The sequence below is a fragment of the Phyllobacterium zundukense genome (assembly GCF_025452195.1).
Taxonomy (GTDB): domain Bacteria; phylum Pseudomonadota; class Alphaproteobacteria; order Rhizobiales; family Rhizobiaceae; genus Phyllobacterium; species Phyllobacterium zundukense_A.
This window is the reverse complement of the sequence record NZ_CP104969.1, coordinates 50,803-77,500: the sequence shown is the minus strand read 5'-3', so window position 1 is coordinate 77,500 and position 26,698 is coordinate 50,803. Positions and strand designations below refer to the sequence as shown.

Genomic DNA, 26,698 nt, shown 5'->3' with positions numbered 1-26,698 from the left:
GGACTTGCGCTCCGCACGGGGCGGCCAAACGTGGCCGACGCGCAGTCGCGCTTGCGAAGCTTCGCTTCGAGGGTGCTCGGCTGGACGGATGATTTACCCATACCTTACGGGGGCGTAGCTCAGCTGGGAGAGCACCTGCTTTGCAAGCAGGGGGTCGTCGGTTCGATCCCGTCCGCCTCCACCAAGGTTTTTTAAATTGGTTGCCGGGCAAGACGCAAAAACATCATTTAAAGAACCAAGTTTGCAGGCGTCGGACATTTGTCCGGCGGTTTGCTTGTTCTGTATGAAATTGTGAAGAGAAGATATGTCCGGATCTTTCGGATGTTCAAGGGTTGGTGCTTTCGGGTGCTTATCTGCCGGCTTTAGGGCCATGAACGCTGGAAGATGTCGCATGGGGCGCTCATTAAACCCCATGCCTATGATTGGCCGCTTAACCGCAGAGCCATCGGATTTATCTCGAGAAGCTGGTCTTTTTTGTCAAATTCGTCGATTGCTGAATGGTTTGTCGTGCTGTTGGTATCCCCCACAGGCGCGGATTGTTCGTGAAGGCAAGGATGGATATTGGCAATGAGAATGATCAAGTGTCTTAAGGGCATTTGGTGGATGCCTTGGCATGCACAGGCGATGAAGGACGTGATACGCTGCGATAAGCGTCGGGGAGGTGCGAATACCCTTTGATCCGACGATTTCCGAATGGGGAAACCCACCTTAGATATCTAGAAAGTTATTTTGGTTCTTCTGAACCAAAATAATTTCTAGATATCATAATAAGGTATCTGACCTTCGAATACATAGGGGTTAGAAGCGAACCCGGGGAACTGAAACATCTAAGTACCCGGAGGAAAGGACATCAAACGAGACTCCGTTAGTAGTGGCGAGCGAACGCGGACCAGGCCAGTGGCTTTTGTGAGACAAGTGGAACACTCTGGAAAGGGTGGCTAAAGTGGGTGACAGCCCCGTACACGTAATGCGAACAAAAGTCCTTGAGTAGGGCGGGACACGTGAAATCCTGTCTGAACATGGGGAGACCACTCTCCAAGCCTAAGTACTCGTGCATGACCGATAGCGAACCAGTACCGTGAGGGAAAGGTGAAAAGCACCCCGACAAGGGGAGTGAAAGAGATCCTGAAACCGAATGCCTACAAACAGTTGGAGCCCAAGATTTGTTCTGGGTGACAGCGTACCTTTTGTATAATGGGTCAGCGACTTAGTGTGACGAGCAAGCTTAAACCGGTAGGTGTAGGCGCAGCGAAAGCGAGTCTGAACAGGGCGTTTCAGTTCGTTGCATTAGACCCGAAACCAAGTGATCTAGCCATGAGCAGGTTGAAGGTAAGGTAACACTTACTGGAGGACCGAACCCGCATCTGTTGCAATAGATTGGGATGACTTGTGGCTAGGGGTGAAAGGCCAATCAAACTTGGAGATAGCTGGTTCTCCGCGAAATCTATTTAGGTAGAGCGTCGATTTTATACCTTCGGGGGTAGAGCACTGGATGGGCTAGGGGATCTCACCGATTTACCAAACCTAACCAAACTCCGAATACCGAAGAGTACTGATCGGCAGACACACGGCGGGTGCTAACGTCCGTCGTGAAGAGGGCAACAACCCTGACCACCATCTAAGGTCCCTAAGTTATGGCTAAGTGGGAAAGGATGTGAGGATCCCAAAACAACCAGGATGTTGGCTTAGAAGCAGCCATCATTTAAAGAAAGCGTAACAGCTCACTGGTCTAAATAAGGGTCTTTGCGCCGAAAATGTACCGGGGCTCAAGCCATACACCGAAGCTGTGGATTTGCTTAGCGATAAGCAAGTGGTAGCGGAGCGTTCTGTAAGCCGTTGAAGAGGGACCCGTGAGGGCCTTTGGAGGTATCAGAAGTGAGAATGCTGACATGAGTAACGATAAAGGGAGTGAGAGACTCCCTCGCCGAAAGTCCAAGGGTTCCTGCTTAAAGTTAATCTGAGCAGGGTTAGCCGGCCCCTAAGGCGAGGCCGAAAGGCGTAGTCGATGGGAACCACGTTAATATTCGTGGGCCTGCGGGTAGTGACGGATCGCGTGTGTTGTTCCTCCTTATTGGATTGGAGGGGCTTCGAAGCGGTCCCAGGAAATAGCTCCCGCGTATAGACCGTACCCTAAACCGACACTGGTGGACTGGTAGAGAATACCAAGGCGCTTGAGAGAACTGCGTTGAAGGAACTCGGCAAATTGCACGCGTAACTTCGGAAGAAGCGTGACCCTTTTTGACGCAAGTCGAGGAGGGTGGCACAGACCAGGGGGTAGCGACTGTTTACCAAAAACACAGGGCTCTGCGAAGTCGCAAGACGACGTATAGGGTCTGACGCCTGCCCGGTGCTGGAAGGTTAAGAGGAGAGGTGCAAGCTTTGAATCGAAGCCCCAGTAAACGGCGGCCGTAACTATAACGGTCCTAAGGTAGCGAAATTCCTTGTCGGGTAAGTTCCGACCTGCACGAATGGCGTAACGACTTCCCCGCTGTCTCCAACGCAGACTCAGTGAAATTGAATTCCCCGTGAAGATGCGGGGTTCCTGCGGTTAGACGGAAAGACCCCGTGCACCTTTACTATAGCTTTACACTGGCATTCGTGTCGGCATGTGTAGGATAGGTGGTAGACTTTGAAGCGGGGGCGCCAGCCTTCGTGGAGTCATCCTTGAAATACCACCCTTACCTATATGGATGTCTAACTGCGGTCCGTTATCCGGATCCAGGACAGTGTATGGTGGGTAGTTTGACTGGGGCGGTCGCCTCCTAAAGAGTAACGGAGGCGCGCGATGGTGGGCTCAGACCGGTCGGAAATCGGTCGTCGAGTGCAATGGCATAAGCCCGCCTGACTGCGAGACTGACAAGTCGAGCAGAGACGAAAGTCGGTCATAGTGATCCGGTGGTCCCGCGTGGAAGGGCCATCGCTCAACGGATAAAAGGTACGCCGGGGATAACAGGCTGATGACCCCCAAGAGTCCATATCGACGGGGTTGTTTGGCACCTCGATGTCGACTCATCGCATCCTGGGGCTGGAGCAGGTCCCAAGGGTATGGCTGTTCGCCATTTAAAGCGGTACGTGAGTTGGGTTCAGAACGTCGTGAGACAGTTCGGTCCCTATCTGCCGTGGGTGTAGGAATATTGACAGGATCTGTCCCTAGTACGAGAGGACCGGGATGGACGTATCTCTGGTGGACCTGTTGTGGCGCCAGCCGCATAGCAGGGTAGCTATATACGGACGGGATAACCGCTGAAGGCATCTAAGCGGGAAACCCACCTGAAAACGAGTATTCCCTATCAGAGCCGTGGAAGACCACCACGTTGATAGGCCGGGTGTGGAAGTGCGGCAACGCATGAAGCTTACCGGTACTAATAGCTCGATTGGCTTGATCATTCTCATTACAAATATCCATCTGACGAAGTCAGATGAATTGGATTTGTCTCACGCGCCGTATCGCACCTTTGGTGCGGGCGCTGCGACAGCGCGCGGCACACGCCGCGACGGCCAGTCGGCCTTGCGGGCTTCGCCCGAAGGTCGCCAGCCGCCAACTAAAACAACCAAAAAACTCCAGCTTCTCATTTGTATCGCATGCGCCTGAAAAACCGCATGCGTGAACGTTGCGCTTTGCTGACCTGGTGGTTACAGCGGGGTGGCTGCACCCGATCCCATTCCGAACTCGGCCGTGAAACGCCCCTGCGCCAATGGTACTTCGTCTCAAGACGCGGGAGAGTAGGTCGCTGCCAGGTCTGCCAAACGCAACGTTCATACATCTTCTCGACAACAACATACACATCAATCAAAAGGCCGCGCCCCTTCGACGGCGCTCAGCATGGCCTTTTGCTTTTGCAAAACACAATGCGTAAGCGCATACTTACAAGCAAAAGCACGACATTCGGCAAAGCGCCGATATGGTGGCGCGGGGTGGAGCAGCACCCCGTTCGGCCCGACAAAAGCACTCTTCGCTTTTGAGGCCGGACAAACGGAAAAATCCGGGCTGCAGCGGCAACTTTGCCGTATCTTGGTGGCGCGGGGTGGAGCAGCCCGGTAGCTCGTCAGGCTCATAACCTGAAGGTCACAGGTTCAAATCCTGTCCCCGCAACCAGATTATTCCCACAAAACACGCATAGGCGCTCAGCGCAAACAACCGCGCTCACCAGGCTCATAGCCTGAAGGGAGGCACGTCCGGCAACGCCGGTCAAACACTCCAGCGGACTGATTGAAGACCCGAACGGGCAAATCCTCTCTCCTAACCAGATCAGTCCAGCTTTTCGTTCGCCGCACATCTAAACAAAAACCCCGCATCAAGGTACGCATCCGGTGAGGGCCGCAGGATTTTAGCCTGTGCGCATGGTATGTTTCCGGCATGGAGATCGATGACGAGAAGATCAATGATGCTGTTCTCGCCTTACTATGGCTCACGCTGCATGACGAGCGTCGCGCCTGGAAAGGGTTTGACTGGGGCGTCATGGACCGTTTGCATCAGAAGGGTCTGATTGCAGATCCCGCGAACAAGTCGAAGTCTGTCGTTCTAAGCGATGAAGGTTTGCGACGGTCGGAAGAACTGTTCCGCGCCCTGTTACGCGGCCGACGCGATGATCGCTGTTTCCGGTTTCCAATGCCACGGCAACAGCTCTGCGAGTTTTGTAACCGGCATATCGGCGATGCGGGCGAGGACATCGGCAAGCCAGGCCTGCGGATCGATGTCATTGAGCTTGGCCGTCATGATCAGCGTGGCCATGAAGGCAGCCCGGTCAGCACCGCGATCGGAGCCCGCAAACAACCACGATTTTCTGCCGAGGGCGAAGCCGCGCAGTGCTCGTTCGGCAGCATTGTTCGTCAGGCAAATCCGACCGTCACCGAGGAATGTCGTGAAGCCTTCCCAGCGCTTCAGCATGTAGTCGATGGGCTCGGTGACCGGCGAGCTGCGCGACAGTTTTGATCTCTCGATCCGCATCCAGTTCTCAAGCTCGTCGACAAGAGGACGGCTTTCCTGCTGGCGTCGTTGCAGCCGCTCGTTGGCGGAAAGGCCATTGATGTCGCGCTCAATGTCGAACAGTGCATCGATGCGCTTTACGGCGTCGAGCGCAACCGGTGAGATCGGCGTGGCGTTCTTGCCGCGTTTGGCATTCGTCGCAATGTCGGCAAGCCCGAAGAACTTGCGGCGCGAATGTGCCCAGCACAGTGCCTGTGTCAGCGGACCCAAATCGCGATCCACTTTGAAGAGCGGGTTGTAGCCGCCATAGGCGTCCGCCTGCAGAATACCGGCGAAGCTCTTAAGATGACGCTCGGGATGTTCCTGCCGCCGATCGCGCGACGCATAGTAAAGGGCTGCCGGCGGGCTGGAGCCGCAAAATGGGCGGTCATCCCTGACATACGTCCAGATGCGACCCGTGTCGGTCTTGCCTTTCGCCAGGATTGGCACGGTCGTGTCATCGCCATGCAGCCGATCGGCGCTGAGAACATGCGCTTCAATCAGCGCATGCACCGGCTTCAGCGCTGCGGCACAGGCACCGACCTGGTCGGCAAGCGTCGAGAGGCTGAGGTCGATGCCTTCGCGGGCATAGCGCTCGCTCTGGCGGTTCAGCGGCTGATGCTGGCCGAACTTCTCAAACAGAATCATGGCGAGCAGGTTTGGCCCGGCAAAGCCGCGTGGTGTCACATGGAAAGGTGCCGGAGGCTGCGTGATCTTCTCGCACTCGCGGCAGGTGAACTTTTCCCGCACCGTCTGAATGACCTTCCATTGACGCGGGATCACTTCCAGCGTCTCGGTAATATCCTCACCTAGTTTCGCCAGCTTGCCGGAGCCGCAGCACGGACAAGTGTGAGGTGCAGCGATGACGACACGTTCGCGCGGCAGATGCTCGGGAAACGGCTTTCGTGAAGGACGCTTGCGCTCGAAGGCTTTGACGGTGGTTGATGATCGGGCCGCCATCTCGGCCGCCAATTCGTCGTGACTGGCATCAGCTTCCAGCTCTTCAAGCTGCAATTCCATCTGTTCGAGAAGACGCGCCTTGCGCTCGGAGCGGCTGCCGTGGATGTCGCGCTTGAGCTTCTCGATCTCCAGTCTCAAGCGGGCAATCAACGCATCCGAATGCGCGTTCACCGCCTGCGCACGAGCGGCAATTGCTTCGGCTTCACGGCGTCCCGCACGCTCGGCGAGGATCATCGCATGCGCGCTGGCAAGGTCGTCTGGAAGTTGATTGGCCGCATCGGTCATGGCGGGATGGAATCATATTCGCTCCCGTCTTTCCAGCAGTTTCCATCATCCAGCCGAGCTGGGACGCCAGGTTTTTTGTGGCATCCGCCAGTCAATGCCTTCCAGCAAATAGCCGAGCTGGGCGGGCGTGATCACCAGGGTGCCATCAGCCGCCGACGGCCAGACGAACCGTCCGCTTTCCAGCTTCTTGGTGAACAGACAGGCGCCTTGCCCATCATGCCAGATCACTTTGATCAATCCGCCCTGACGCCCGCGAAAGCAAAACAGATGACCATTGTGCGGATCGCGCTTCAGCGTCTCCTGCACCATCAGCGACAGACCGGGAAAGCCCTTGCGCATATCCGTATAGCCGGTGGCGAGCCACACCTTCACGCCGCTCGGAACCGGGATCATCGCCGCTCCACAACATCGAGGATCCGGCCCAACGCTTCCGTATCGACATCGCTCTCCACACGAATACGTCGGCCGCGGCCAAGCTCGATCGTCACCATGCTGCTCTTCTTGCGCACCCGAGAAGGTGATGGTGTTTCCACCGCCTCCGGCGACGGCAAGGCCGCGACGACTTCGACCGGAAGGAGTTGTGGGACCGACGGCGCTGACATCTGGCAAAGCTCCTTACGCCACCGGAATAATTGGCTGACATGGATCCCTGCGGAACGCGCAACATCCGAGATAACTGCTTCAGGCTCTAACGTTGCCGCTACCAGCCGTTCTTTCTCTTCGCGAGACCACCGACGCCGACGCTCGACCGACGTGATCACTTCAATGTGCTGCTTGGTCATAGGACTACTCCTAGGGTTACCACTAGGACTTCCAATGTTAAGCTTCACATCACAAGACGGCCGTCACCGTGGGGATACGCATCAAGCGGGGTTTTCGCGTTTTTCGATTCCTCAGACAACTGAAATCCTCAGTCGAATTTCACAGCCGTTGTATTTGCACCGCAGATGAGAACGGCCACCCGCTCATCCTGTGCCGGAACATATTTGCCGGAAAGCAGTGCGGCGAAGGCAGCAGCGCCACCGGGTTCGGCAACAATGCGTATCTTGTCCCAGAGAGCCTGCTGCGCCGCGCGAATATCGTCATCAGAGACGAGTACAGAGCGGTTGACGAAAGCCTGGGCTATCGGAAACATCAGTTTGCCCACCTGTTTCGGTGCCAGAGAATCGGCCGCAATACCCCCCGCCGGCGCATCGACAGGCTGACCGGCTGCAAGCGCCAAATGAAGCGTCGGCGAGCCCTCCGGTTCAACGGCAACGACTTTCACCCGGCCTTTGAACCATGCGGCGATGCCGCCGATCAATCCGCCGCCGCCAACTGCAACCAAAAGTGTCGTTCGATTGGGAAGGTCAGCTTCGATCTCGGCGCCGAGCGTACCCTGACCGAGCAGCGTCTCGGGTTGGTCATAGGCATGAACAGCCAGAGCGCCGTTCTCCTTCACAAATTTGTCGCTTGCGGCCAAGGCATCGGCGTAGCGATCGCCGCCGACGACGAGAGCTGCGCCGTAGCTACGGATGCGCTCGGCCTTGGCCGGGGAACTGACGCCCGGAATGAAGATCGTTGCGGGCACGCCGAGACGCATCGCGGCGTAGGCGACCGCGGCGCCGTGATTTCCACCGGATGCTGCCACGACGCCAGCACCCGGAATGGAACGGGTCAGGAGATTGGTGAAAGCACCACGCGCCTTGAACGAACCTGAATGCTGCAAATATTCCAGCTTGAGATCGACCGGACGCGGTGCAAGCCCGAAATCAGTCATGTCAACGCGCAAGGTTGGTGTGTGACGGATGTGCGGACGGATCAACCGCTCTATCTCGGCGATTCGTTCAGCTGTGATCATGGAGTTCATGGGATTCTCGCTTGGAAGGACGGCGCGGAGAATAGTGCTGGCGAAGTCCGAGAAGCAAGTGCAAACGATTGATCATTGGCCAAGCCGCATGAAACCGCCATTGACTCCAATCGCGTCCGGGAGTACAAATTCACAAAAGAGCAATAAAACCACATTTGCTGGTTTTTAGAATCTTGCGTGATAGGAGGTGTGACCCAGCTATGAATGAAATTCGCCTCCAATCGTCGAACAGGCTTCCTTCCGACGAGCAGCGCGAACATTTGATGGTCCGCGTCGCCAAGCTTTATTATGACCTCGAATGGACGCAGGGCGATATCGCGGCTGAACTTGGCTTGACCCGCTGGCAGATCGGAAGGCTGCTGACCGAGGCGAGGGAGCTTGGTGTGGTTCGTATCGAGATTACTCCAAGGGCCAAGCGCAGGACCGATCTCGAAGTGCGATTGCAGCAGCAATATCGCCTCAAAGACGCAATCGTTGTTGCCTCCGGGGACATGACGGATTCTGCGCTATTGACCGAAAGCGTGGCGCAAGCCGCGGCGACCTATCTTGCCGGGCTCACGCCGAAATGTGAACTGATCGGCGTTTCCTGGGGGCGCACCATGTCTGCCGTTGCGCGATCTTTGCCGGGCAACTGGAACCCGGGCGTGCATGTTGTGCTGGTCAACGGCGCGACCAATCTGCACTCAACGTCGACGCACTCGAGCGCTGTTGCGGAAGAATTTGCCCGCGCCGCCAATGGAATCGCGACCTTGCTGCCAGTGCCGGCAATTGTCGGCAAGAAAAGTACACGCGAGGTGCTGGAAGAAGACCCGATCATCGAGCGTGTATTGAAACTTGCCATGCAGGCGGATGTTGTCTGCTTCAGCATGGGCGGCATCAACCATCAGTCGGTACTGCTCAGCAACGGCTATCTTGATGAGGCCGATATGGACAGGCTGAAGGATGCCGGCGCCGTTGGCGACATACTTGGGCGGTTTGTCGATGAGAATGGCAGGATAATCGATGAGGCTATCGACGATCGCACCGTGGGCATGCGGCTCGAACATCTGAAGACCAAACAGCGAGCCATAGGCGTGGTTGCGGGTGAAGAAAAGCACAGGGTCGCCGTTGCAGCGTTGAAAGCCGGCTATGTGTCGGTCATCATCACGGACGAAGTAACAGCATTCTATGCATTGGAAAATCAAAATGGTGTCTGACACGCGTGAGGCGATGAATTGCCGTTTCGATCGCAGGAAGGGTCGGGGATGAACCGCCAGGAAATATTGGTTTCGAAGGGAACGGATTTGGCTGTGCAGCAGTCACATGCACGCAATGCCGGCACCAAGCTTGCGCTTGACTGGTTTGACGATATCGCCGTCAACCGCTCGGCGACGGAGCGCCGTGCTGCGACGCTGACGACGCGCCGGACCGTGAAGAAGGAATATCAGGCGGCGTGGCTGATAAAGGCTATCACCTGCATTGATCTTACGACGCTTGCAGGCGACGATACGGCGGGTCGCGTCCACCGGCTTTGCGCCAAAGCCAAGCGTCCGGTTCGAGAGGATATACTCGAGGCGCTCGGCTTGGCCGATGCGAACATCACGACGGGTGCTGTCTGCGTTTATCCGACAATGGTGCCGCATGCGGTGAAGGCATTGCGTGGCTCTGGAATCCCCGTTGCCTCCGTGGCAACTGGTTTCCCGGCTGGCCTCACGCCGCTGCCGCAGCGCCTTGCCGAGATCCATTATGCTGTGGGTGAAGGCGCCGCCGAGATCGACATCGTCATTACGCGCGAATACGTGCTGACCCAGAACTGGTCAGCGCTGTACGATGAGATCGGGCAGATGCGGGAAGCGGCGGGCGATGCACATCTGAAGGCGATCCTCGCGACCAGTGACCTCAACACGCTGCGCAATGTCTATCGCGCTTCGATGGTCGCGATGCAAGCGGGAGCAGATTTCATCAAGACATCGACCGGCAAGGAAGAAGTGAACGCGACGCTACCCGTCAGCCTGATCATGTTGCGCGCCTTGCGCGACTATGGCGAATTGTCGGGCCAGACGGTCGGCTTCAAACCGGCAGGCGGCATGAAGACCGCCAAGGATGCGATGAACTGGCTGATCCTGATGAAGGAAGAACTCGGTCTGCTGTGGATGCAGCCTGAGCTTTTCCGCCTCGGTGCGAGTTCAATGCTCGGCGATATCGAACGGCAGCTGGAACATTACGTGACGGGCCGCTACGCCGCGTCGTCGCGCCATGCGCTCGCGTAAGGAAAAGTAGATGGGACAGATCAAGGATATTCTTCGCACGATGGAATATGGTCCGGCACCAGAGAGCAATAGCGACGTTCAGGCATGGCTCGATGCCAACCAAAAGGGCTTCGGTCATTTCATCAATGGCAAATTCACGCAAGTCGACGGCCACAATACATTCGCCGTGATCAACCCAGCCAATGACGTGGTGCTGGCCAAGGTCGCGCATGGCACCACCGAGGATGTCGACACGGCCGTCCAGGCCGCACGCTCTGCCTTCGGCAAGTGGTCCAAATTGCCCGGCCATGAGCGCGCCAAATATCTCTATGCCATTGCCCGCCATATCCAGAAGCGTGAGCGGTTCTTCTCGGTGCTCGAGACGATGGACAATGGCAAGCCCATCCGCGAGACGCGCGACATCGATATCCCGCTTGTCGCCCGGCATTTTTACCACCATGCCGGCTGGGCCGAGATGGTACAGACCGAGTTCGAGGGCTTCTCTCCGGTCGGCGTGTGCGGGCAGGTGATCCCGTGGAATTTCCCGCTTTTAATGCTGGCGTGGAAGATCGCTCCGGCGTTGGCTGCAGGAAATACGGTCGTGCTCAAGCCGGCCGAACTGACGCCGCTGACGGCAATCGCCTTTGCCGAAGTTTGCCACGAAATTGGCCTGCCGGCAGGCGTGGTCAATATCGTGCATGGCGATGGCGCAACCGGCGCGCTGATTTGTGGCCATGAAGACGTCGACAAGGTGGCGTTTACGGGCTCGACCGAGGTAGGCCGCATCATCCGCGAACAGATTGCCGGCTCGGAAAGAAAGCTGTCGCTGGAACTCGGCGGCAAGTCGCCGTTCATCGTCTTCGAAGATGCGGACATGGACGGGGCGGTGGAAGGCGTGGTTGATGCCATCTGGTTCAACCAGGGCGAAGTCTGCTGTGCTGGTTCGCGCATCCTCGTTCAGGAAGGTATCGCAGACCGATTTTATAACAAGCTGCGCAAGCGCATGGAGACGCTGCGCGTCGGCGATCCGCTGGACAAGACCATGGATATCGGCGCGCTTGTCTCGGCAGGGCAGTTGAAACGCGTTTCGGCACTGGTCGAGCAGGGCAAGGCCGAGGGCGGCACGCTGTGGCAGGCGCCCGTGAAACTTCCGTCCAAGGGCAGCTATTTCGCGCCCGGCTTCTTTACCGAAGTTGATCCCGCATCGACGGTCTGCGAAGTCGAAATCTTTGGTCCAGTCGCCACGGCGACGACCTTCCGCACGCCGGACGAGGCGATCGCACTTGCCAACAACACCAAATACGGGCTTGCCGCATCGATCTGGTCGGAGAATATCAATGTCGCGCTCGATATGGCAGCGCGGGTCAAAGCCGGTGTCGTCTGGATCAATTCGACCAACCTGCTCGATGCCGGCGCCGGTTTTGGCGGCTACCGCGAAAGTGGTTTTGGCCGTGAAGGCGGCCGCGAGGGGCTTTACGAATATCTGACTGCCGACTGGGAAAAGCGTCTGCCTCAGGCGAAGAGTGAACCCATGTTCAAGCCTTCGGCGGCACCGGGTGGCGATGCGAAGGTCGCTGTCAGCGGCGTAATCGACCGCACGGTGAAGAATTATGTCGGCGGCAAGCAGGCGCGTCCGGACGGCGGTTACAGCTATTCGGTGCTGGGCAAGGGCGGACAGGTCATTGGCCAGGCCGGACTCGGCAACCGCAAGGACATTCGCAACGCCGTCGAGGCGGCGGCCAAGGCCGGCACATGGGGTGGCGCGACGGCGCATAACCGCGCGCAGGTGTTGTATTTTCTCGGCGAAAACCTGAGCGCGCGTCGGGCCGAATTCGAGGAACTGCTGGCGATAAGTACCGGCGTTTCGGCAAAGGCCGCAGCCGAGGAGTTTGCCGTCGCGCTCCGCCGCGTCTTCTACTACGCTGCCCAGGCAGACAAATATGATGGTGCGGTTCATTCGACCAAATCACGCCATGTGACATTGGCGATGAACGAGCCATGGGGTGTCATGGGTATCGTCTGCCCCGATGAATTGCCGCTGCTGTCGTTCGTATCGCTGGTATTGCCGACGATCGCCATGGGCAACCGTGTGGTCGCCATTCCTTCGTCGCGGCATCCGCTATTGGCAACCAGTCTCTATCAGGTTTTGGATACGTCGGACGTTCCGGGCGGCGTGGTGAATATCGTCACCGGCGAACGCGATGTTCTGGCGAAGACGCTGGCAGAGCACGATGAGGTGGATGCGATCTGGTATGTCGGCACGAAAAAAGGAAGCACGATGGTAGAAAAGGCTTCGTGCGGGAACCTCAAGGCGACATGGGTGAATAATGGCTACCAAAGGGATTGGCTGAGCAACCAGCAAGGTCAAGGTCGCGATTATTTGCGACGTGCGGTGCAGGTCAAGAACATCTGGGTTCCCTATGGAGAGTGATTAGCCGATGAATTGCAGAACCATTGTGCGTGGTTCGACCGGCTCACCATGAGGGAGTAAGTAGGTTGCAGGGGTAACTGCCAGCAAATCCAAGCACGCGCTCCCTGCAGTCAAACGACCTCCTCATCCTGAGCTTGTCGAAGGGCGCACGATGGTCATGCAGTCGGTCGGGCGGTCCTTATTTCCGGCGATAAAGCCAGAGCGTCAGCGGTGCGAGGGCAACAGTCAGCAATATCGGGGCTATAAGCGCGGCGCCCAGCTGAGCGGCGGTGGCATTTCCGGCCATCAGACCACGCATGGCGGTCGTCATCAGCGACACCGGATTGACATTGACGAAGACCCTCAACCAGCCTGGCATGGTCGCGGGATCAACCATGATGTTCGAGGCGAAGACCAGTGGCATGATCCCGGTAAAGGCCATGGTCATGACAGTGCTGGGAGTTCGCATGACCAGCCCGAGCACCAGAAATATCCAACCGAATCCGAAACCGATCACCAGTAGCAGGAGCAGCGCTTCAACGACGCCTATGATGCCGCCCTCCGGCCTATAGCCGAGGAGAATGCCGATAAACAGGATGAGCAGCGACGCGATCAGGTGACGCAGGATATCGCCGACCATCAAGCCGGCAAAGGGTGACAGCGACCAGATCGGCAATGAACGAAACCGGTCGAACAGGCCCTTGCCAAGGTCAGTGCTCAGCCCCATGCCGGAATACATCGAATTGAACACCACGGTCTGCACCAGAATGCCGGGAAGAAAATATTGCAGATAAGCCGCTGTAGAACCCGAAAGCGCTCCGCCGAACACGAAGGTGAACAATAGGGTGAACATGATCGGCGTCATGACCAGATCGAAGAGCTGCTCGGGGACGTGCTTGAATTTCAACACGGCGCGCCAACCAAAGACGAGCGCATTGGACAGCGCTGAAGGCTGGGGCGGACGCTCCGCATAGATGAGCGAAGTGGTCGTGCTCTGTTCAGTCATCAGCCTTCTCCTCGCTCGGGCTCTTTCTCGTGGATATGGCCAGTAAGCGCGAAGAACACCTCGTCGAGACTGGGCGCGCCCATCGCGAAATCGGCAAGTTCGATATTCGCATCGATCAATGCGGCCAGACCCCGATTGGCGTTTTGCGGCGTATCAACCATCAGTGACAGCGCCGCGCCTTCAGAACTGCGTTGCACCTTGCTGCCGGTTATTTCCTCCAGTAGACGTTCGGCTTCCTCGTTACGTGTTGCATCGACCAATGTCAGATGCAGGAAGCCCGACCCCGTTGCCGCCTTGAGCTCACGGCTCGTACCCTCCGCGATTTTCTTGCCGTGATCGATCACGGCGATGCGCGCTGCAAGCTGGTCGGCTTCCTCCAGGTATTGCGTCGTGAGAAGAATGGTTACGCCTGCCTCGGAGAGTGAGCGGATCATGCGCCAGACGCTCTTGCGCGCCATCGGGTCGAGCCCGGTCGTCGGCTCGTCGAGGAACAAGACGCCCGGCGTGACCACGAGCGAGGCCGCGATATCCAGCCTGCGCCGCATGCCGCCGGAATAATCCTTCACCTGTTTGGCAGAAGCGTCAGCAAGATCGAAAGCAGTCAACAGGTCATCGGCGCGCTTTTTCGCTGACTGGCCACGAAAGCCCCAGAGGCGAGCCAGCAAGATCAGGTTTTCGCGCCCTGTCAAATCCTCGTCGAGTGAAGCGAATTGTCCGGTCATGGCGATCGAAGCGCGAACATCGTGAGGAGATTTCGCCAGGTCGTATCCAAGGACCCTGGCAGAGCCTGCATCGGGAGGCAGCAGCGTCGCCAGCATGCGCAGCAACGTGGTCTTGCCGGCACCGTTCGGACCAAGAATGCCGAAGATCATGCCGCGCGGCACATCGAGATCAATACCATCGACAGCACGGACATCCCCAAAATGTTTGCTGAGGCCCCGCGCCTCGACGGCGGCACCTTTCTGCGGTCGGGCGGTATCGGGCATCGTCACGGTCCTTCAATTTGCAGTTGGCCGGTTATGAGTCAGCGGCAAGATGGGCAGCGGCGGAGGGCGGATAGATAGCAATGCTGGCGTTTTCTGTCAAAGTGTCGCAGGGAGCCGTCTGAAATCTGCCGTCTCGCCGGACGAGTAACAGTTAGAAATGCCGTGCCATTATGATTCGGAGAACCTGAATGCTCACGATGCTGATATCATGAACAGATATTCCTTTGGATTCTGGATCTTCGTTTTGTGCGCCGTCGCCGTCAGCGGCGTGGTTTACGGCGCGATATTCTATGATGACTGGTCGCTGATTGGCGCCATTTTTGCTTTGTTCGTCTGTGTTCCGGTCATTGCTTTTGAGCGGGGCCTGTTGCTGCCGCGTCTGAACGCCTGGGTTACATCTCTGTCGACCCCGGCCTATATCATTTTCTCGCTTCTCGTTTTCTATTTAATGGTCAGCGTGGCTTTCGCGGCCTGTGGCGGTCTGCTTTGGTTCCTGGGGCGTCTCAAGGTCACTTGGCAGGAGGCTGTCATTTTACCAGCGGATATCTTGCTCTACACGATGGGAGTGTCGCTGATCCTCAGTTTTGTCACCCGCGTCCGCGAACTGCTTGGCCGTGACGTCTTCGCCAGTCTGCTTCTTGGCCGATACCGCAAACCCATTGAAGAAGAGCGGATATTCCTGTTCATCGATCTTGTCGGATCGACGTCTTTTGCCGAAGAATTCGGGGATCTGCGCGCGCAACAGTTTCTCAGTGCGCTGTTTACGGCTTTTGCTAAACCGGTGCGACAATATCGGGGCACCATCGACGATTATATTGGTGATGCGGCGATCATAACCTGGCCGATGGCACGCGGGTTGAGACAAGGCAATTGCGTGAAGTGTGTGTTCGCGATTGTGGACGCGATCGAGGCCGACGCCGATAAATGGCGGCAGAAATTCGGCCGGGTGCCGCGTTTGCGTGTAGCTCTGCATGGCGGGCCCATTGTCACTGCAGAAGTCGGGGTGGATCACCACAAGATCGCTTATTTTGGCGATACCGTGAATACCACAGCACGTCTAGAAAGCCTGTGCCGTACGCTCGGCGTGCCGGTATTGATTTCGAGCGATCTGGCGAAACGCCTGGATTTATCGGGCGACATCAAAGCTGAATATCTCGGCCAGCATGCGCTAAAGGGCAGGGGCCAATCGCTCGGCGTCATGGCGCTGATCCGGGCGAAGGAACCTGCTTTAAAGCTGGTGGCTCGGAGTGCCTAACTTGCTGCCATATTCTGCCCTCGACAATTTCTGTCCACAAAGCGTCAAATCAGCGGATTGGGCAGTGACAGCGCTTGTGCGGTGCGATATGGTCTCCTTCGTCGAGGGTCTTCGATTGTAGAATCAAGGGCCCTGTCAATTTGCGGGAGAGTGTCTTAGCACTGCAATGTGCAGGTCCACCGAAGGGGAAATCGCCCGAAATCTCTCAGGTAGCAAGAACCGCAAAAGGATAAGACAACTCTGGAAAGTCGAGGGCAACCTCGCGCCGAAGGTGTAAGTACAGCCGGATGCAAGTCCTGCCCTGTGCGAGTCTCTCAGGCTTCCGACAGAGGGGCAAAGAAACGGTCCGTCCTTGTGGCGGGGATCTTTGCACGACTCTGGAGTAAATATGGGCGCCGAAGAAAATCTGAAATCATTGCCGCTTGAGGATCTGCATAAAGCCGCCGGTGCGCGCTTTGGCGGGTTTGCAGGTTGGTCCATGCCGATCACCTATCCTTTGGGGGTGATGAAGGAGCATCTGCATACGCGCGAGAAGGCAGGGCTGTTCGATATATCGCATATGCAGCTGTTCGATATTGCGGGTCCTGAAGCAGTGGCGCTGCTTTCCCATATTTGTCCGCTGGATGCAGATGGGCTCGCGATAGGGCAATCCAAATATACATTCTTCCTCAACGAGCAGGCGGGCATTCTCGATGATCTGATCGTCACGAGATTGGGCGGAGACCATTTCATGGTCGTCGCCAATGCCGGCAATGCAGCCGCTGACGAAGCGCATTTGCGCGACGTTGCGAAAGACTTTGACTGCAGGATCAATGCGCTCGATCGCGTATTCCTGGCAATTCAGGGACCGCAAGTGGTGGATGTGCTGCGTGTGGCCGGAGTTCCCGGAACAGAGCTTGCATTCATGCATGGCTTCGAACCGAAGCCTGGCTGGTTCATGAGCCGCTCGGGCTATACGGGCGAGGACGGCTTCGAGATCGGCCTGCCAGCAGATGATGCGCGCGAACTCGTGACCGCGCTTCTTGCAGATGAACGTGTGGCGTGGGTTGGTCTCGCCGCGCGTGACAGTCTGCGATTGGAGGCCGGTCTCTGCCTGCACGGCCATGATATCACGCCGGAGATCGATCCCGTCGACGCGGGTCTTACCTGGGCGATCGCCAAGCCAGTGCGCGAAAAGGCCGGGTTTATCGGGGCCAAAGCTCTACTCGACAAGATTGCAAAGGGCCCGGCAAGAAAACGTGTGGGTCTGAAACCCGATAGCCGCCAGCCGGTCCGTTCTGATTCCATTCTGGTCGATATCCATGGCAATGCGGTCGGTGTGGTCACATCGGGCGGTTTCGGGCCTTCGGCAGGCTTTCCGGTCGCGATGGGCTACGTCGGCAAGGATTTCGCCCCTATCGGTACCCAGGTCTTTGCTGAGGTGCGCGGTAACCGCGTTGCACTCCACGTTCATTCACTTCCCTTCACGTCACATCGCTACCACAAAGGATAATTCAGATGGCAGCCACTTATTTTACCGAAGATCACGAATGGGTCCGCGTCGAGGATGGCATTGCCACCGTCGGTATTACCGATCATGCGCAGGACCAGCTCGGCGATCTCGTCTTCGTTCAATTGCCGGATGTCGGCCAATCCCTGTCGAAAGGTGATGCCGCCGTTGTGGTGGAGTCGGTCAAGGCGGCTTCGGACGTCTATGCGCCGCTGGACGGCGAAGTGACTGAAGTCAACGAAGCGACGGCAAGCGATCCCGCGCTGGTGAATTCTTCGGCAACCGGCGATGGCTGGCTATGGAAGATGAAATTGTCCGACACGGACCAGTTGACCGGTTTGCTCGACGAAGCCGGTTACAAAGCGATTATTGGTTGATCGATCATGAATAAAAACATTTTTCCTTTTTCCGACCGCCATATCGGCCCGAGCATACAGGGCTCGCGCGCAATGCTGGCGGCCCTAGGCATTCCTTCGCTGGAAACGCTGATTTCACAGGCTGTACCGAAATCCATTCGGCTGGAACGGCCGCTGAACATTCCCGAAGCCGCCAATGAGGCGGAAGCATTGGCGGAACTTAGCCTCAAGATGGGTCAAAACAAGACCCATAAAAGCTTCATCGGGCAGGGCTATCATGGCACGCACGTACCTGCGGTTATCCAGCGTAATCTCTTTGAAAACCCTGCGTGGTACACGGCTTATACGCCCTACCAGTCAGAGATAAGTCAGGGACGGCTGGAGCTGCTGTTCCATTTCCAGACATTGGTTACAGAACTGACAGGCTTGCCAGTTGCATCCGCATCGCTGCTGGATGAGGCGACCGCAGTGGCGGAAGCCGTTGGCATCGCCTGGCGTCATCATCGTGAAAAGCGCGACCGCGTCGTGCTTGCCGGAGAGGTGCATCCGCAGATTCTCGATGTGGTCAGGACCAGGGCCGAGCCGCTTGGCATGAGCGTGAACGGCGGCGAGATCGATGCCAGCGTTGCGGCGATCATCGTGCCCTGGCCTGACACCTATGGCGTCTATGGCGATCACTCGGCGATCATCAAGGCTGCAAAAGCGGCAGGAACGCTGGTTATTGCGGTCGCTGATCCCCTCGCACTGACAATCACAGCTTCCCCCGCTTTGCTTGGAGCGGATATCGCCGCTGGTTCCATGCAGCGTTTCGGTGTTCCGATCGGCTATGGCGGACCACATGCAGCATATCTCGCAGTGAGCGATAATCTGACACGGCTTATCCCGGGACGTTTGGTCGGCCAGTCAGTGGACAGCAAGGGACGACCAGGCTACCGCCTTGCCCTGCAAACTCGCGAGCAGCATATCCGCCGCGACAAGGCGACATCGAATATCTGTACCGCGCAGGCACTTCTTGCCAATATGGCCGTGTCCTTCGCCATCTGGCACGGTCCGCACGGACTTCAGGCTATCGCTGCCCAAGTTCATGCAAGAGCTGCGCGTCTTGCGGCGGGACTTGAGGCTGCCGGCCTCCAGCTTGGCGGCGAACGCTTCTTCGATACGATAACGGTCAGCGTCCCCGGCAAGGCGGCTTCCATTGCCGATGCTGCCGAAAAGGGCGGGCGCTTGCTCCGGGTCATTGATCAGGACCGACTCGGCATTACCGTTGACGAGACGACAACGGACGGGGACCTCAGCGCACTTGCAGCGCTGTTCGGTGCAAGCTTGCCGAATGATCCCGGCGTAAAGCTGCCAAGCACCCGGCCAGCTGAAGGGTTCATGACCCAGGCCGTGTTTCATCAGCAGCGTTCCGAAACCGAGATGATGCGCTTCCTGCGCCGGCTTGCCGACAAGGATCTGGCACTTGACCGAGCTATGATCCCGCTGGGCTCCTGTACGATGAAGCTCAACGCCGCGGCAGAAATGCTGCCCGTCAGCTGGCAAAGCGTTGCCAATGTGCACCCCTTTGCGCCATCCGATCACGCGCTCGGGTATAAATCGCTGACGGATGATCTTGAAGCGTGGCTGTCCGAGATTACCGGATTCGATGCGGTTTCCCTGCAACCGAATGCAGGCAGTCAAGGCGAATATGCGGGCTTGCTTGCCATCCGCCGCTACCATCTCGACCGCGGTGACGACAATCGTGACGTCTGTCTCATTCCGGAATCAGCCCATGGCACCAACCCGGCCAGTGCCCATATGGCGGGCATGCGGGTCGTCGTCGTGGCTTGTGAAGAAGCGGGGGACATCGATCTTGACGATCTGAAAGCCAAAGCCGAGAAGCATAGCGAAAACCTAGCGGCGCTGATGATCACCTATCCTTCGACGCATGGCGTGTTCGAGGAGGGCGTGAAAGATATTTGCGCGATTATCCACGACCATGGCGGGCAGGTTTATTTCGATGGCGCCAACCTCAATGCGCTGGTTGGTCTGGCTCGTCCCGGCGATATCGGTGCAGATGTTTGCCACATGAATTTGCACAAGACCTTCTGCATTCCGCATGGCGGAGGCGGCCCGGGTGTAGGGCCAATCGGCGTCAAAAAGCACTTGGCACCATTCCTGCCCGGGCATGTCGCTAACGGTTCCGGACATGCGGTGTCGGCTGCACCGTTTGGCAGTGCCTCGATTCTGCCGATCACCTGGATGTACATCCGCATGATGGGCGGCGCCGGATTGAAGCGTGCAACGGAAATGGCAATCCTCAATGCCAACTATATTGCCGAGCGGCTGAAGGATACCTATCCCGTGCTATTCCAGGGTCGTAATGGCCGTGTGGCGCATGAGTGTATCCTCGATACGCGGGTGTTGAAGGACAGTGCCGGGATCAGCGTCGAAGACATTGCCAAACGGCTCATCGACTATGGCTTTCACGCGCCGACCATGTCCTGGCCGATTGCTGGAACGCTGATGGTCGAGCCGACCGAGTCGGAATCGAAACGTGAGATCGACCGGTTCTGCGACGCGATGATTGCCATTGCCAACGAGGCGGCAAAAGTGGCGAGCGGTCAATGGCCAAAGGATGATAATCCGCTGGTAAATGCACCGCATCCCGCCGGTGATGTTCTGGCCGATGACTGGTCGCATCCTTACAGCCGCAGCGCGGCCAGCCTCCCGGCTGGCGAAAGCGAGGACAACCCGAAATATTGGCCGCCGGTTTCGCGTATCGACAATGTTGCTGGCGACCGTAATCTGGTTTGCTCTTGCCCGCCGATGCAGGCCTATAGCTGAGGGCTGGAATCGTTCAATGGTGGGCGCTGGATATATTCCAGCGCTCATAGCACTTACCAGTTTGGTGTGAGGCGCAATTCTTCATTGCTGTTGCCCGTGACGGGAACGAATTCTGGTGCCAGCTGACGCAATGCAAACGGAAGTGCCTGCAAGTCGCTGGATTCAAAGGAAAGATGCGGCAGTCGCTTGGCGATAAGCTGAGCAACGATCCGTGCCTGTTGTTCGTCCCGTATACGCTTGGCCGCATCACGATCGGCACGCCGTGACAACCACAATTTATGCAGCGCGAAGGCCCTCGGGTCCGGACAGGAATAGGTGAGGGGATAGCCCCGCTCATCGATCACTACTGTTTGCGTCTTTGGACTGTTGACCAGCCAGGACAGCCCCTCGATTTCTATCGCCTGCAGATCGTCGGCATCAGCGCTGAAACGCATCTTCTCTTTTGATGACATGACGTCTTTAGGGACGGGTTTGATGAGATCCACCAGAAAGCCGTCGCGGTTAGCTGCCCTATAGCCGTTCTTGGCCAACGGTACGAAGGAATGATCGATTTTCTGTAAGAGTCCGATCAAGCCCTTGTGAGAAAAATCTTTGGTTATCAGCCGTAGGTTAAACCGCGAATCCATCAACAAGTCGACATCCTGCGTCGAAAGCAATCCGCTGGTGATGTGAACGGCGGCCATGCGTTCATAGACAAACAGTGCATTGGTGCCGACAACATCAATGGCCGTGCCGATAAGACCGAGCTTGTCGAGTGCACGGAGAATACGTGCCGTCAAAAGCGGTACACGACCCAAAGCCATGGCCCGGTTGACCGGAGCCAATTCATCCAGGCGTTGAGCCAAGCGCGCTACGCGCTCCTTGGAATTGTCGCGGCCAGCATGGAACTGGTTATAAATCATCTCTGTTTCAGGCGATCTGGCGCCAAGGGATTTCCATATTCCACCGGTTTTTTTGTAGAGATATTCCTTATCATTCGTACTTTTCTTCCATGACATCGACCCTAAAAATCGCTGCTCATATTCCTTCAAGCTGGTTCGATAGACCTCGTAAGCCTGAGCAGTGTCGATGTGCTGGCGGATTTGTTCAGAGGATAATTCATTGAATTTACTCATCTTATCCCTATTAGATAGCACATTGAGCGCAAAAGGGATAATATCACATATATTCGAGATTAAAATACTGATTCACAACGTATTATCCCTAAGCCGTCAAAATCCGGACCAACAAGAGATAATGTAACAAGTTCCATAACTAAGCTTATGCAATTTCCTGTTGTAGCCGCAAAGTTAAAATGTCCTGTTTCTGCAAAGTAGAAATGTCCGTGTGTCACCTTCTCGTTCATCGCAACGAGATATGGGATTCAGATTTTGGGATGGATTTTAATGAGCGAACGCGAACTGCATCGTATCGAGGTTTTATCGGAGGTTGTTGAAGGGCGCCGCGCGCTCGCGTCGGCCGCAATTGTGCTGTCGCTGAGTGTTCGCCAAGTGCAAAGGATCGTGCGGACATTCTGTCTCGAAGGCGCGCCGGCACTGCGTCATCAGAGCCGCGGCCGCCGGTCGAACAACCGGATCAACGATGGTGTGCGGGATCTGGCGCTGCAGCTGATCCGCGAGCGCTACGCTGACTTTGGTCCGACGCTGGCGGCCGAGAAGCTGGCCGAGCACGGCTTTTCGGTTTCGCGCGAGACGTTGCGCAAATGGATGGCTGATGCCGGCATCTGGCTGTCGCGCAAACAGCGCCGGACGTTTCGTCAGCCGCGGTTGAGGCGTGAGTGTTATGGCGAGCTGATCCAGATCGACGGCAGCGATCATCACTGGTTTGAAGATCGTGGCGATCGGTGCACGCTGCTGGTGTTCATCGATGATGCGACCGGCAAGCTGATGCAGCTTTTGTTTGTGCGCTCGGAAAGCGCCTTCACCTATTTCGACGCTTTGGAGCTCTACCTTAAGGTCCATGGCCGTCCAGTTGCGTTCTACTCCGACAAGCATTCGGTGTTCCGTGTGGCGAAGAAGGATGCCATGAACGGCCAGGGCATGACGCAGTTCGGCCGGGCGCTGGCGGAGCTGAGCATCGAGATTCTGTGCGCAAATTCGAGCCAGGCGAAAGGTCGTGTCGAGCGGGTCAACCGCACCTTGCAGGACCGTTTGGTCAAGGAACTGCGGCTGGCCGGGATCGACGATATGGCGGCTGGCAACGCCTTCCTGCCCAGCTTTATGGAGCGGTTCAACGAACAATTCGCTGTTACTGCGATCCGCCCGGAGAATTTGCACCGGCCGCTCAATGTCGTCCCGGACCGTTTGCGGGAGATTCTGTGCAAGCGGGAACAACGCTACGTTGGTGAGCAACTGACGTTTTCCTATGAGCGCAAGCGCATCATGCTGGAGGAGAATGAGATTACCCGTGGTCTGGTTGGCAAATATATCGACACCTATGCCTTTGCGGACGGGCGCCTGGAGATGCGCTGGAAAGGGATCGCCCTTCCCTACAAAATGTTCGATATGGACCAACGTGTGACCCACGCAGCTGTGACCGAGAACAAAAGACTGGGCGATGTGCTGTCGATGATCAAGGCGCAGCAGGATCCGTTGCCTGCGCCGAAGGTGAAGACCAACAGCGAGGTCATCGCCTATCAAAAACGTGAGCGCAAACCCTCACGGAAGAACGACTGGGTCGAGGAACGAAGGACACGCAGACTACTGGACAAGGCCGCTGGGGCCCCGCTGGATGTCACCGGTCCGGGCTGCGATATTGAGGTCTCCGCCCTGCCCGGCGACGCGCCTCGGCGTCTGTCGGGATGACATTTCTACTTTGCAGAATCGGCGACATTTCTAATTGGCTGCCACACCTGTTACAGACTGGCCGAGTGCGCCATGTCATGCAAATTCCTATTGAGACTGGGTGGCGGCGTGTTGCGCTCGACCGGCCGCCCTATATTTTTCGAGAATTATCGGATCAAGCGTAAACAATTCCTGAGCTCTGCCGACACCGCGCAGCGCGAAACGGCCAACGGATACCAGTTTCGCGCGCAGTTCTTCAGGCAGAGCTGCGGCGAAGCGGTCGGAAAGGAGAACGTCCTGATCGACCGACCGGCACATGGAGGCGATGCGGCTGACTTCGTTGACCGCAGGTCCGACAACAGTGAAGTCCAGCCGCGTATCGCTGCCGATGTTGCCGTAGAAGACCTCGCCGATGTGAACGCCGAGATAGACATCTGTCGCGGGCGCACCGCTGGCTTTGCGCGTCTTGTTGAGTACTACCAAGCGCTTGCGCAGGTGCATCTGCGCTTTCAACGCGGCGGTAGCCGCGCTTGCTGAATCCCCTTCGGCGAAAATCGCTAGTATGCCATCACCGATCAGCTTCAATACATCGCCGCCCGCCTCCTGCACCGACGAAATGACAGCTTCAGCGTAGTCATTCAACATGGGGATGATCGCATCAGGTGCAGCCGCATCGGAGATGCGAGTGTAATCCCGCAAGTCGGAATACCATAGGACCGCCTCGATGCGCTCAGCAGAACCGCGGTTGATCCTCCCGGCAAGCACGCGTTTCGCTGCATCACGGCCGAGATAGACATCGGCCAGTGTTCTGACGATACGGGTGAGCGAAGCGCATTTGATGGCAAGAGCGAGGCCTCTGACCAATCGCCGCAGAACATGCACATCGCTCTCGGAGAAACCTTCCGGATCCGCCGTCGACCAGGAGGAATAGAAGCAGTCCATCTCGCCGATGCTGCCTTCGCTCGAAAACCGGTTCATGAAAGCGAGGTAATCGGTGCAACCCTCGCTTTTGAGCGTCGTGAGATGACGGAAGCCAACATCGTCGACGCCCGTTAGCCGATGGCGCATCTCGTCCTCACCGATTTGCAGAAGATGGTAGAAAGTCGAATTCTGCCAGTTGTCAGCGCTTTCGCCTTGTTGTGAAGAGCCGTATTCGATGATAGCCTTCTCAACTTCCCCATCCCGCCGCCACGGGAATGCCCTGCCCTCATATATCGGATGAAGCGTATCGACAAAAGCGCTCGCACGTTCGAGCCGAATATCTGCAGCGAGGCATCGCGCGCAGAAGCCGTTGAACAGATCCATTTCTGACATGCCCGACAATCCTTGCAGATCAAGCCAGGTTTCAATTTCGACGATTTCGGCTTCGTTCATGGTGTCGGCACTCGCATTGCTGATAGTCACGGGTTATCACGTTGCGGTTGATTGACAAAAGATAATGGCGCCGCATCGTGCCGGAATTTTTCAATATTTTCAACGATAGGTATCTTGGTAAGAATACAACCTAACTCACTGTAAATCGTTTAAAATCTCCAGATTCGGTAGCATAGGACGACGATTTCATAATACTTAAGTCTCATTGACAGAAATAGGTCAACTAAATACTCGCATTGTGTTGTAGGCTTTTCACGAGGGTCGATTTTCAACTGACTTTGAATTTGTTTGAACCGCATTTTTTAACGTAAGACGTACAATTCAACCGATTTAGGCGGAATGATTTTGAATCCAGTATTTCAAGTGTCGCATGCGTGCCTCGCGTTATTTTCTAGCTTTTTTCTATGAGCGACCACGCGTCAAATCATGAAGAGAAAACAGGCCTCGACACCCGCTATTTTAGCGAAGCGGTCCGCTGGGAAAACGATGTCATCCGTTCGGTCAAACGTTCCCGCCACGTGGCCTGGATCGTCGCCGGCATCAGCGCACTGCTCGCGGTTACAGCGATGGCTTGCCTGGCGTTGCTTTTGCCGCTGAAGAGTTTTGAGCCTTATGTCATCGAAGTCGACAAGACCACCGGTTTCATGGAGATCAAGCGGCCGCTCGCGGAGGGCGATCTGACGCAATCCGAGGCCGTCAAAAGGATGAATGTCGTGCGATACATCAGAGCACGGGAGACCTACGATCCTTCTGCTGTGCAGGACAATTTCGACATGGCGCAGATGCTGTCTACCGGCGACGCCGCGCGCGACCTTCTTAGTCTCTATGGGCCGTCCAGCCCGGCTAATCCCGTAAACCGTTTTGGCAGCGCCACGCGTGTGCTGCCGACCATCAAGTCGGTGCAGGTCCCCAACAACCGCACGGCAATCGTGCGGTTTTCAACGCAGCGCATAGGCCAGGATACTGGACCGGAGGAACACTGGGTTGCGCTGATGCATTTCCGCTATTCGCGCGAGCCGATGACCAATGAATGGCGTTTCGACAATCCGCTCGGTTTCCAGATTATCGATTACCGCCGCGATCAGGAAAGCGTCCCCGCAAGCGGTGGCCAGCAATGATCACACGGCTTTTGCCACCGATCGAGCCCTGTATGCGGCTGGTACTGATTGGCCTGAGTCTTGCGGGATCGATGACGCAAGCGCTGGCCGAGATAGCCCCGCGCCGTGGCGCGGCAGACGCGCGCGTCCGGACGGTCATATATAGTCCAGCCAATGTGGTTTCTGTCGACGCAAGCCACGGCGTCTCCACGATGATCGTATTAGGGGATGCCGAGAAGATCGAGACTGTGGCGGTCGGTGATAGCCTTTCGTGGAAAATCGAACCCAACAAGCGTGGCAACATCATCTTTCTGAAACCTGTCGAAGCGAAGACAACGACGAACATGAATGTTGTGAGTGACAAACACGTTTACACCTTCATCCTGCGCGCCCATCCGGAATCGGAAGGCGATCAGACCTACATGGTCAAATTTCGTTACCCTGATGAAGAAGCCGATTCCAAGCTTCTGGCCGAAGCACAACGGCTTGTTTCGGAGCCGAACCGCGACAATTTCCAGTTTCAAGATACCAATACCAACTATAGTTTCCGCGGCGACAGCGAACTCAAACCGACGAACGCTTTTGACGATGGTGTGAAGACCTGGTTTCGCTTTGAAGGTGATATCCCTGCCATCTTCATCGTCGAAGGTGGAAAGCGCGAGATACTCGCCAACTTCCGCCGTGAGGGAGATTATATAGTCGTCGACAAGATCGCCAGGCAATGGATGTTGCGGCGCAGCGATTATGCGCTCTGCCTTTTCAACTTGAAAAAAAGCGTCCCGGTTGCCGCCGCTACCAGCAACTCCTCCGACACAAGGATGAGGTGAG

Annotated in this window: 18 protein-coding genes, 2 tRNA genes, 2 rRNA genes, 1 pseudogene and 1 riboswitch; of the genes and pseudogenes, 15 read left to right on the top strand and 8 right to left on the bottom strand. The window is 56.8% G+C overall.

Annotated elements, in window-relative coordinates; genetic code table 11:
- The first annotated feature begins 108 nt into the window (after nt 1–108).
- From N8E88_RS00335 to N8E88_RS00315, 5 genes and pseudogenes are all read left to right on the top strand, one after another.
- Nucleotides 109–184, top strand: a tRNA-Ala gene (locus N8E88_RS00335).
- Between the two features lie 391 nt (nt 185–575).
- A 23S ribosomal RNA gene (locus N8E88_RS00330) occupies nt 576–3,387 on the top strand.
- Nucleotides 3,388–3,625: 238 nt separating this feature from the next.
- A 5S ribosomal RNA gene (rrf, locus tag N8E88_RS00325) occupies nt 3,626–3,740 on the top strand.
- A gap of 279 nt (nt 3,741–4,019) precedes the next feature.
- Nucleotides 4,020–4,096, top strand: a tRNA-Met gene (locus N8E88_RS00320).
- A gap of 261 nt (nt 4,097–4,357) precedes the next feature.
- Nucleotides 4,358–4,570 (top strand): annotated as a pseudogene (locus N8E88_RS00315) (DUF6429 family protein); the annotation flags it as partial.
- On the opposite strand, the gene tnpC reads toward N8E88_RS00315, so the two are convergent.
- From tnpC to N8E88_RS00295, 4 genes are all read right to left on the bottom strand, one after another.
- A complete protein-coding gene (tnpC, locus tag N8E88_RS00310) occupies nt 4,571–6,211 on the bottom strand; it encodes an IS66 family transposase (protein WP_410010500.1) in 1,641 nt (546 codons plus the stop codon).
- Between the two features lie 45 nt (nt 6,212–6,256).
- Nucleotides 6,257–6,604 (bottom strand): IS66 family insertion sequence element accessory protein TnpB, encoded by a 348-nt coding sequence (tnpB, locus tag N8E88_RS00305; protein ID WP_262290515.1) that lies wholly within the window; start codon nt 6,602–6,604, stop codon nt 6,257–6,259.
- Nucleotides 6,601–6,993 carry an IS66-like element accessory protein TnpA gene (tnpA, locus tag N8E88_RS00300; RefSeq protein WP_262290514.1) on the bottom strand — a complete coding sequence of 131 codons (393 nt, stop codon included), beginning with the start codon at nt 6,991–6,993 and terminating at the stop codon, nt 6,601–6,603. Before tnpA ends, tnpB begins: the two co-directional genes overlap by 4 nt.
- A 128-nt stretch (nt 6,994–7,121) precedes the next feature.
- Nucleotides 7,122–8,060, bottom strand: a complete 939-nt coding sequence (locus tag N8E88_RS00295; protein WP_262290513.1) for a threonine/serine dehydratase — start codon at nt 8,058–8,060, stop codon at nt 7,122–7,124.
- A gap of 200 nt (nt 8,061–8,260) precedes the next feature.
- Between N8E88_RS00295 and N8E88_RS00290 the strand changes: the two genes are divergently transcribed.
- From N8E88_RS00290 to N8E88_RS00280, 3 genes are read left to right on the top strand one after another with little or no spacing between them, the layout of a single operon-like run.
- Complete coding sequence (locus N8E88_RS00290) at nt 8,261–9,256, top strand: sugar-binding transcriptional regulator (RefSeq protein ID WP_262290512.1); 996 nt, start codon at nt 8,261–8,263, stop codon at nt 9,254–9,256.
- Between the two features lie 48 nt (nt 9,257–9,304).
- Complete coding sequence (deoC, locus tag N8E88_RS00285) at nt 9,305–10,309, top strand: deoxyribose-phosphate aldolase (protein WP_262290511.1); 1,005 nt, start codon at nt 9,305–9,307, stop codon at nt 10,307–10,309.
- Nucleotides 10,310–10,319: 10 nt separating this feature from the next.
- Nucleotides 10,320–12,719, top strand: a complete 2,400-nt coding sequence (locus N8E88_RS00280) for an aldehyde dehydrogenase family protein (protein ID WP_262290510.1) — start codon at nt 10,320–10,322, stop codon at nt 12,717–12,719.
- 178 nt (nt 12,720–12,897) lie between these two features.
- Here the strand turns inward: N8E88_RS00280 and N8E88_RS00275 are convergent, their stop codons facing one another.
- Together N8E88_RS00275 and N8E88_RS00270 are read right to left on the bottom strand one after the other, a co-directional pair.
- The gene (locus N8E88_RS00275) at nt 12,898–13,704 is read right to left on the bottom strand and encodes an ABC transporter permease (protein ID WP_262290509.1); all 807 of its coding nucleotides are present in this window, start codon (nt 13,702–13,704) and stop codon (nt 12,898–12,900) included.
- Nucleotides 13,704–14,690 (bottom strand): efflux ABC transporter ATPase subunit, DrrA-related, encoded by a 987-nt coding sequence (locus N8E88_RS00270; RefSeq protein ID WP_262290508.1) that lies wholly within the window; start codon nt 14,688–14,690, stop codon nt 13,704–13,706. The genes N8E88_RS00275 and N8E88_RS00270 overlap by 1 nt, the downstream gene beginning before the upstream one ends.
- A 208-nt stretch (nt 14,691–14,898) precedes the next feature.
- Here N8E88_RS00270 and N8E88_RS00265 point away from each other — a divergent pair, with 208 nt between their 5' ends.
- From N8E88_RS00265 to gcvP, 4 genes are all read left to right on the top strand, one after another.
- Complete coding sequence (locus N8E88_RS00265) at nt 14,899–15,945, top strand: adenylate/guanylate cyclase domain-containing protein (RefSeq protein ID WP_262290507.1); 1,047 nt, start codon at nt 14,899–14,901, stop codon at nt 15,943–15,945.
- 133 nt (nt 15,946–16,078) lie between these two features.
- Nucleotides 16,079–16,177, top strand: a riboswitch (glycine riboswitch).
- A 156-nt stretch (nt 16,178–16,333) separates the two neighbouring features.
- Entirely contained in the window at nt 16,334–17,437 is a 1,104-nt protein-coding gene (gene gcvT / locus N8E88_RS00260; protein WP_262290506.1) for a glycine cleavage system aminomethyltransferase GcvT, read from the top strand.
- 5 nt (nt 17,438–17,442) lie between these two features.
- Nucleotides 17,443–17,811, top strand: a complete 369-nt coding sequence (gene gcvH, locus N8E88_RS00255) for a glycine cleavage system protein GcvH (RefSeq protein ID WP_112532235.1) — start codon at nt 17,443–17,445, stop codon at nt 17,809–17,811.
- 6 nt (nt 17,812–17,817) lie between these two features.
- Entirely contained in the window at nt 17,818–20,616 is a 2,799-nt protein-coding gene (gene gcvP, locus N8E88_RS00250) for an aminomethyl-transferring glycine dehydrogenase (protein WP_262290505.1), read from the top strand.
- Nucleotides 20,617–20,669: 53 nt separating this feature from the next.
- Here the strand turns inward: gcvP and N8E88_RS00245 are convergent, their stop codons facing one another.
- Nucleotides 20,670–21,731: a GSU2403 family nucleotidyltransferase fold protein gene (locus N8E88_RS00245; protein WP_262290504.1), complete on the bottom strand. Its 1,062-nt coding sequence runs from the start codon at nt 21,729–21,731 to the stop codon at nt 20,670–20,672.
- 255 nt (nt 21,732–21,986) lie between these two features.
- Between N8E88_RS00245 and N8E88_RS00240 the strand changes: the two genes are divergently transcribed.
- Nucleotides 21,987–23,420, top strand: coding sequence for an ISNCY family transposase (locus N8E88_RS00240; protein ID WP_262290503.1), 1,434 nt, complete (start codon nt 21,987–21,989; stop codon nt 23,418–23,420).
- Nucleotides 23,421–23,507: 87 nt separating this feature from the next.
- Here the strand turns inward: N8E88_RS00240 and N8E88_RS00235 are convergent, their stop codons facing one another.
- Entirely contained in the window at nt 23,508–24,773 is a 1,266-nt protein-coding gene (locus N8E88_RS00235; protein WP_262290632.1) for an adenylate/guanylate cyclase domain-containing protein, read from the bottom strand.
- Nucleotides 24,774–25,177: 404 nt separating this feature from the next.
- On the opposite strand from N8E88_RS00235, the gene N8E88_RS00230 reads away from it, so the two are divergent.
- Together N8E88_RS00230 and virB9 are read left to right on the top strand one after the other, a co-directional pair.
- Nucleotides 25,178–25,891, top strand: coding sequence for a VirB8 family type IV secretion system protein (locus N8E88_RS00230; RefSeq protein ID WP_262290502.1), 714 nt, complete (start codon nt 25,178–25,180; stop codon nt 25,889–25,891).
- The gene (virB9, locus tag N8E88_RS00225) at nt 25,888–26,697 is read left to right on the top strand and encodes a P-type conjugative transfer protein VirB9 (protein WP_262290501.1); all 810 of its coding nucleotides are present in this window, start codon (nt 25,888–25,890) and stop codon (nt 26,695–26,697) included. Before N8E88_RS00230 ends, virB9 begins: the two co-directional genes overlap by 4 nt.
- The last annotated feature ends 1 nt before the right edge of the window (nt 26,698 follow it).

What these genes read in the sequence shown, in the direction of transcription:
- tnpC (WP_410010500.1), bottom strand. Translation starts at nt 6,211, where the DNA reads ATGACCGATGCGGCCAATCAACTTCCAGACGACCTTGCCAGCGCGCAT.
- tnpB (WP_262290515.1), bottom strand. Translation starts at nt 6,604, where the DNA reads ATGATCCCGGTTCCGAGCGGCGTGAAGGTGTGGCTCGCCACCGGCTAT.
- tnpA (WP_262290514.1), bottom strand. Translation starts at nt 6,993, where the DNA reads ATGACCAAGCAGCACATTGAAGTGATCACGTCGGTCGAGCGTCGGCGT.
- N8E88_RS00295 (WP_262290513.1), bottom strand. Translation starts at nt 8,060, where the DNA reads ATGAACTCCATGATCACAGCTGAACGAATCGCCGAGATAGAGCGGTTG.
- N8E88_RS00290 (WP_262290512.1), top strand. Translation starts at nt 8,261, where the DNA reads ATGAATGAAATTCGCCTCCAATCGTCGAACAGGCTTCCTTCCGACGAG.
- deoC (WP_262290511.1), top strand. Translation starts at nt 9,305, where the DNA reads ATGAACCGCCAGGAAATATTGGTTTCGAAGGGAACGGATTTGGCTGTG.
- N8E88_RS00280 (WP_262290510.1), top strand. Translation starts at nt 10,320, where the DNA reads ATGGGACAGATCAAGGATATTCTTCGCACGATGGAATATGGTCCGGCA.
- N8E88_RS00275 (WP_262290509.1), bottom strand. Translation starts at nt 13,704, where the DNA reads ATGACTGAACAGAGCACGACCACTTCGCTCATCTATGCGGAGCGTCCG.
- N8E88_RS00270 (WP_262290508.1), bottom strand. Translation starts at nt 14,690, where the DNA reads ATGCCCGATACCGCCCGACCGCAGAAAGGTGCCGCCGTCGAGGCGCGG.
- N8E88_RS00265 (WP_262290507.1), top strand. Translation starts at nt 14,899, where the DNA reads ATGAACAGATATTCCTTTGGATTCTGGATCTTCGTTTTGTGCGCCGTC.
- gcvT (WP_262290506.1), top strand. Translation starts at nt 16,334, where the DNA reads ATGGGCGCCGAAGAAAATCTGAAATCATTGCCGCTTGAGGATCTGCAT.
- gcvH (WP_112532235.1), top strand. Translation starts at nt 17,443, where the DNA reads ATGGCAGCCACTTATTTTACCGAAGATCACGAATGGGTCCGCGTCGAG.
- gcvP (WP_262290505.1), top strand. Translation starts at nt 17,818, where the DNA reads ATGAATAAAAACATTTTTCCTTTTTCCGACCGCCATATCGGCCCGAGC.
- N8E88_RS00245 (WP_262290504.1), bottom strand. Translation starts at nt 21,731, where the DNA reads ATGAGTAAATTCAATGAATTATCCTCTGAACAAATCCGCCAGCACATC.
- N8E88_RS00235 (WP_262290632.1), bottom strand. Translation starts at nt 24,773, where the DNA reads ATGAACGAAGCCGAAATCGTCGAAATTGAAACCTGGCTTGATCTGCAA.
- N8E88_RS00230 (WP_262290502.1), top strand. Translation starts at nt 25,178, where the DNA reads ATGAGCGACCACGCGTCAAATCATGAAGAGAAAACAGGCCTCGACACC.
- virB9 (WP_262290501.1), top strand. Translation starts at nt 25,888, where the DNA reads ATGATCACACGGCTTTTGCCACCGATCGAGCCCTGTATGCGGCTGGTA.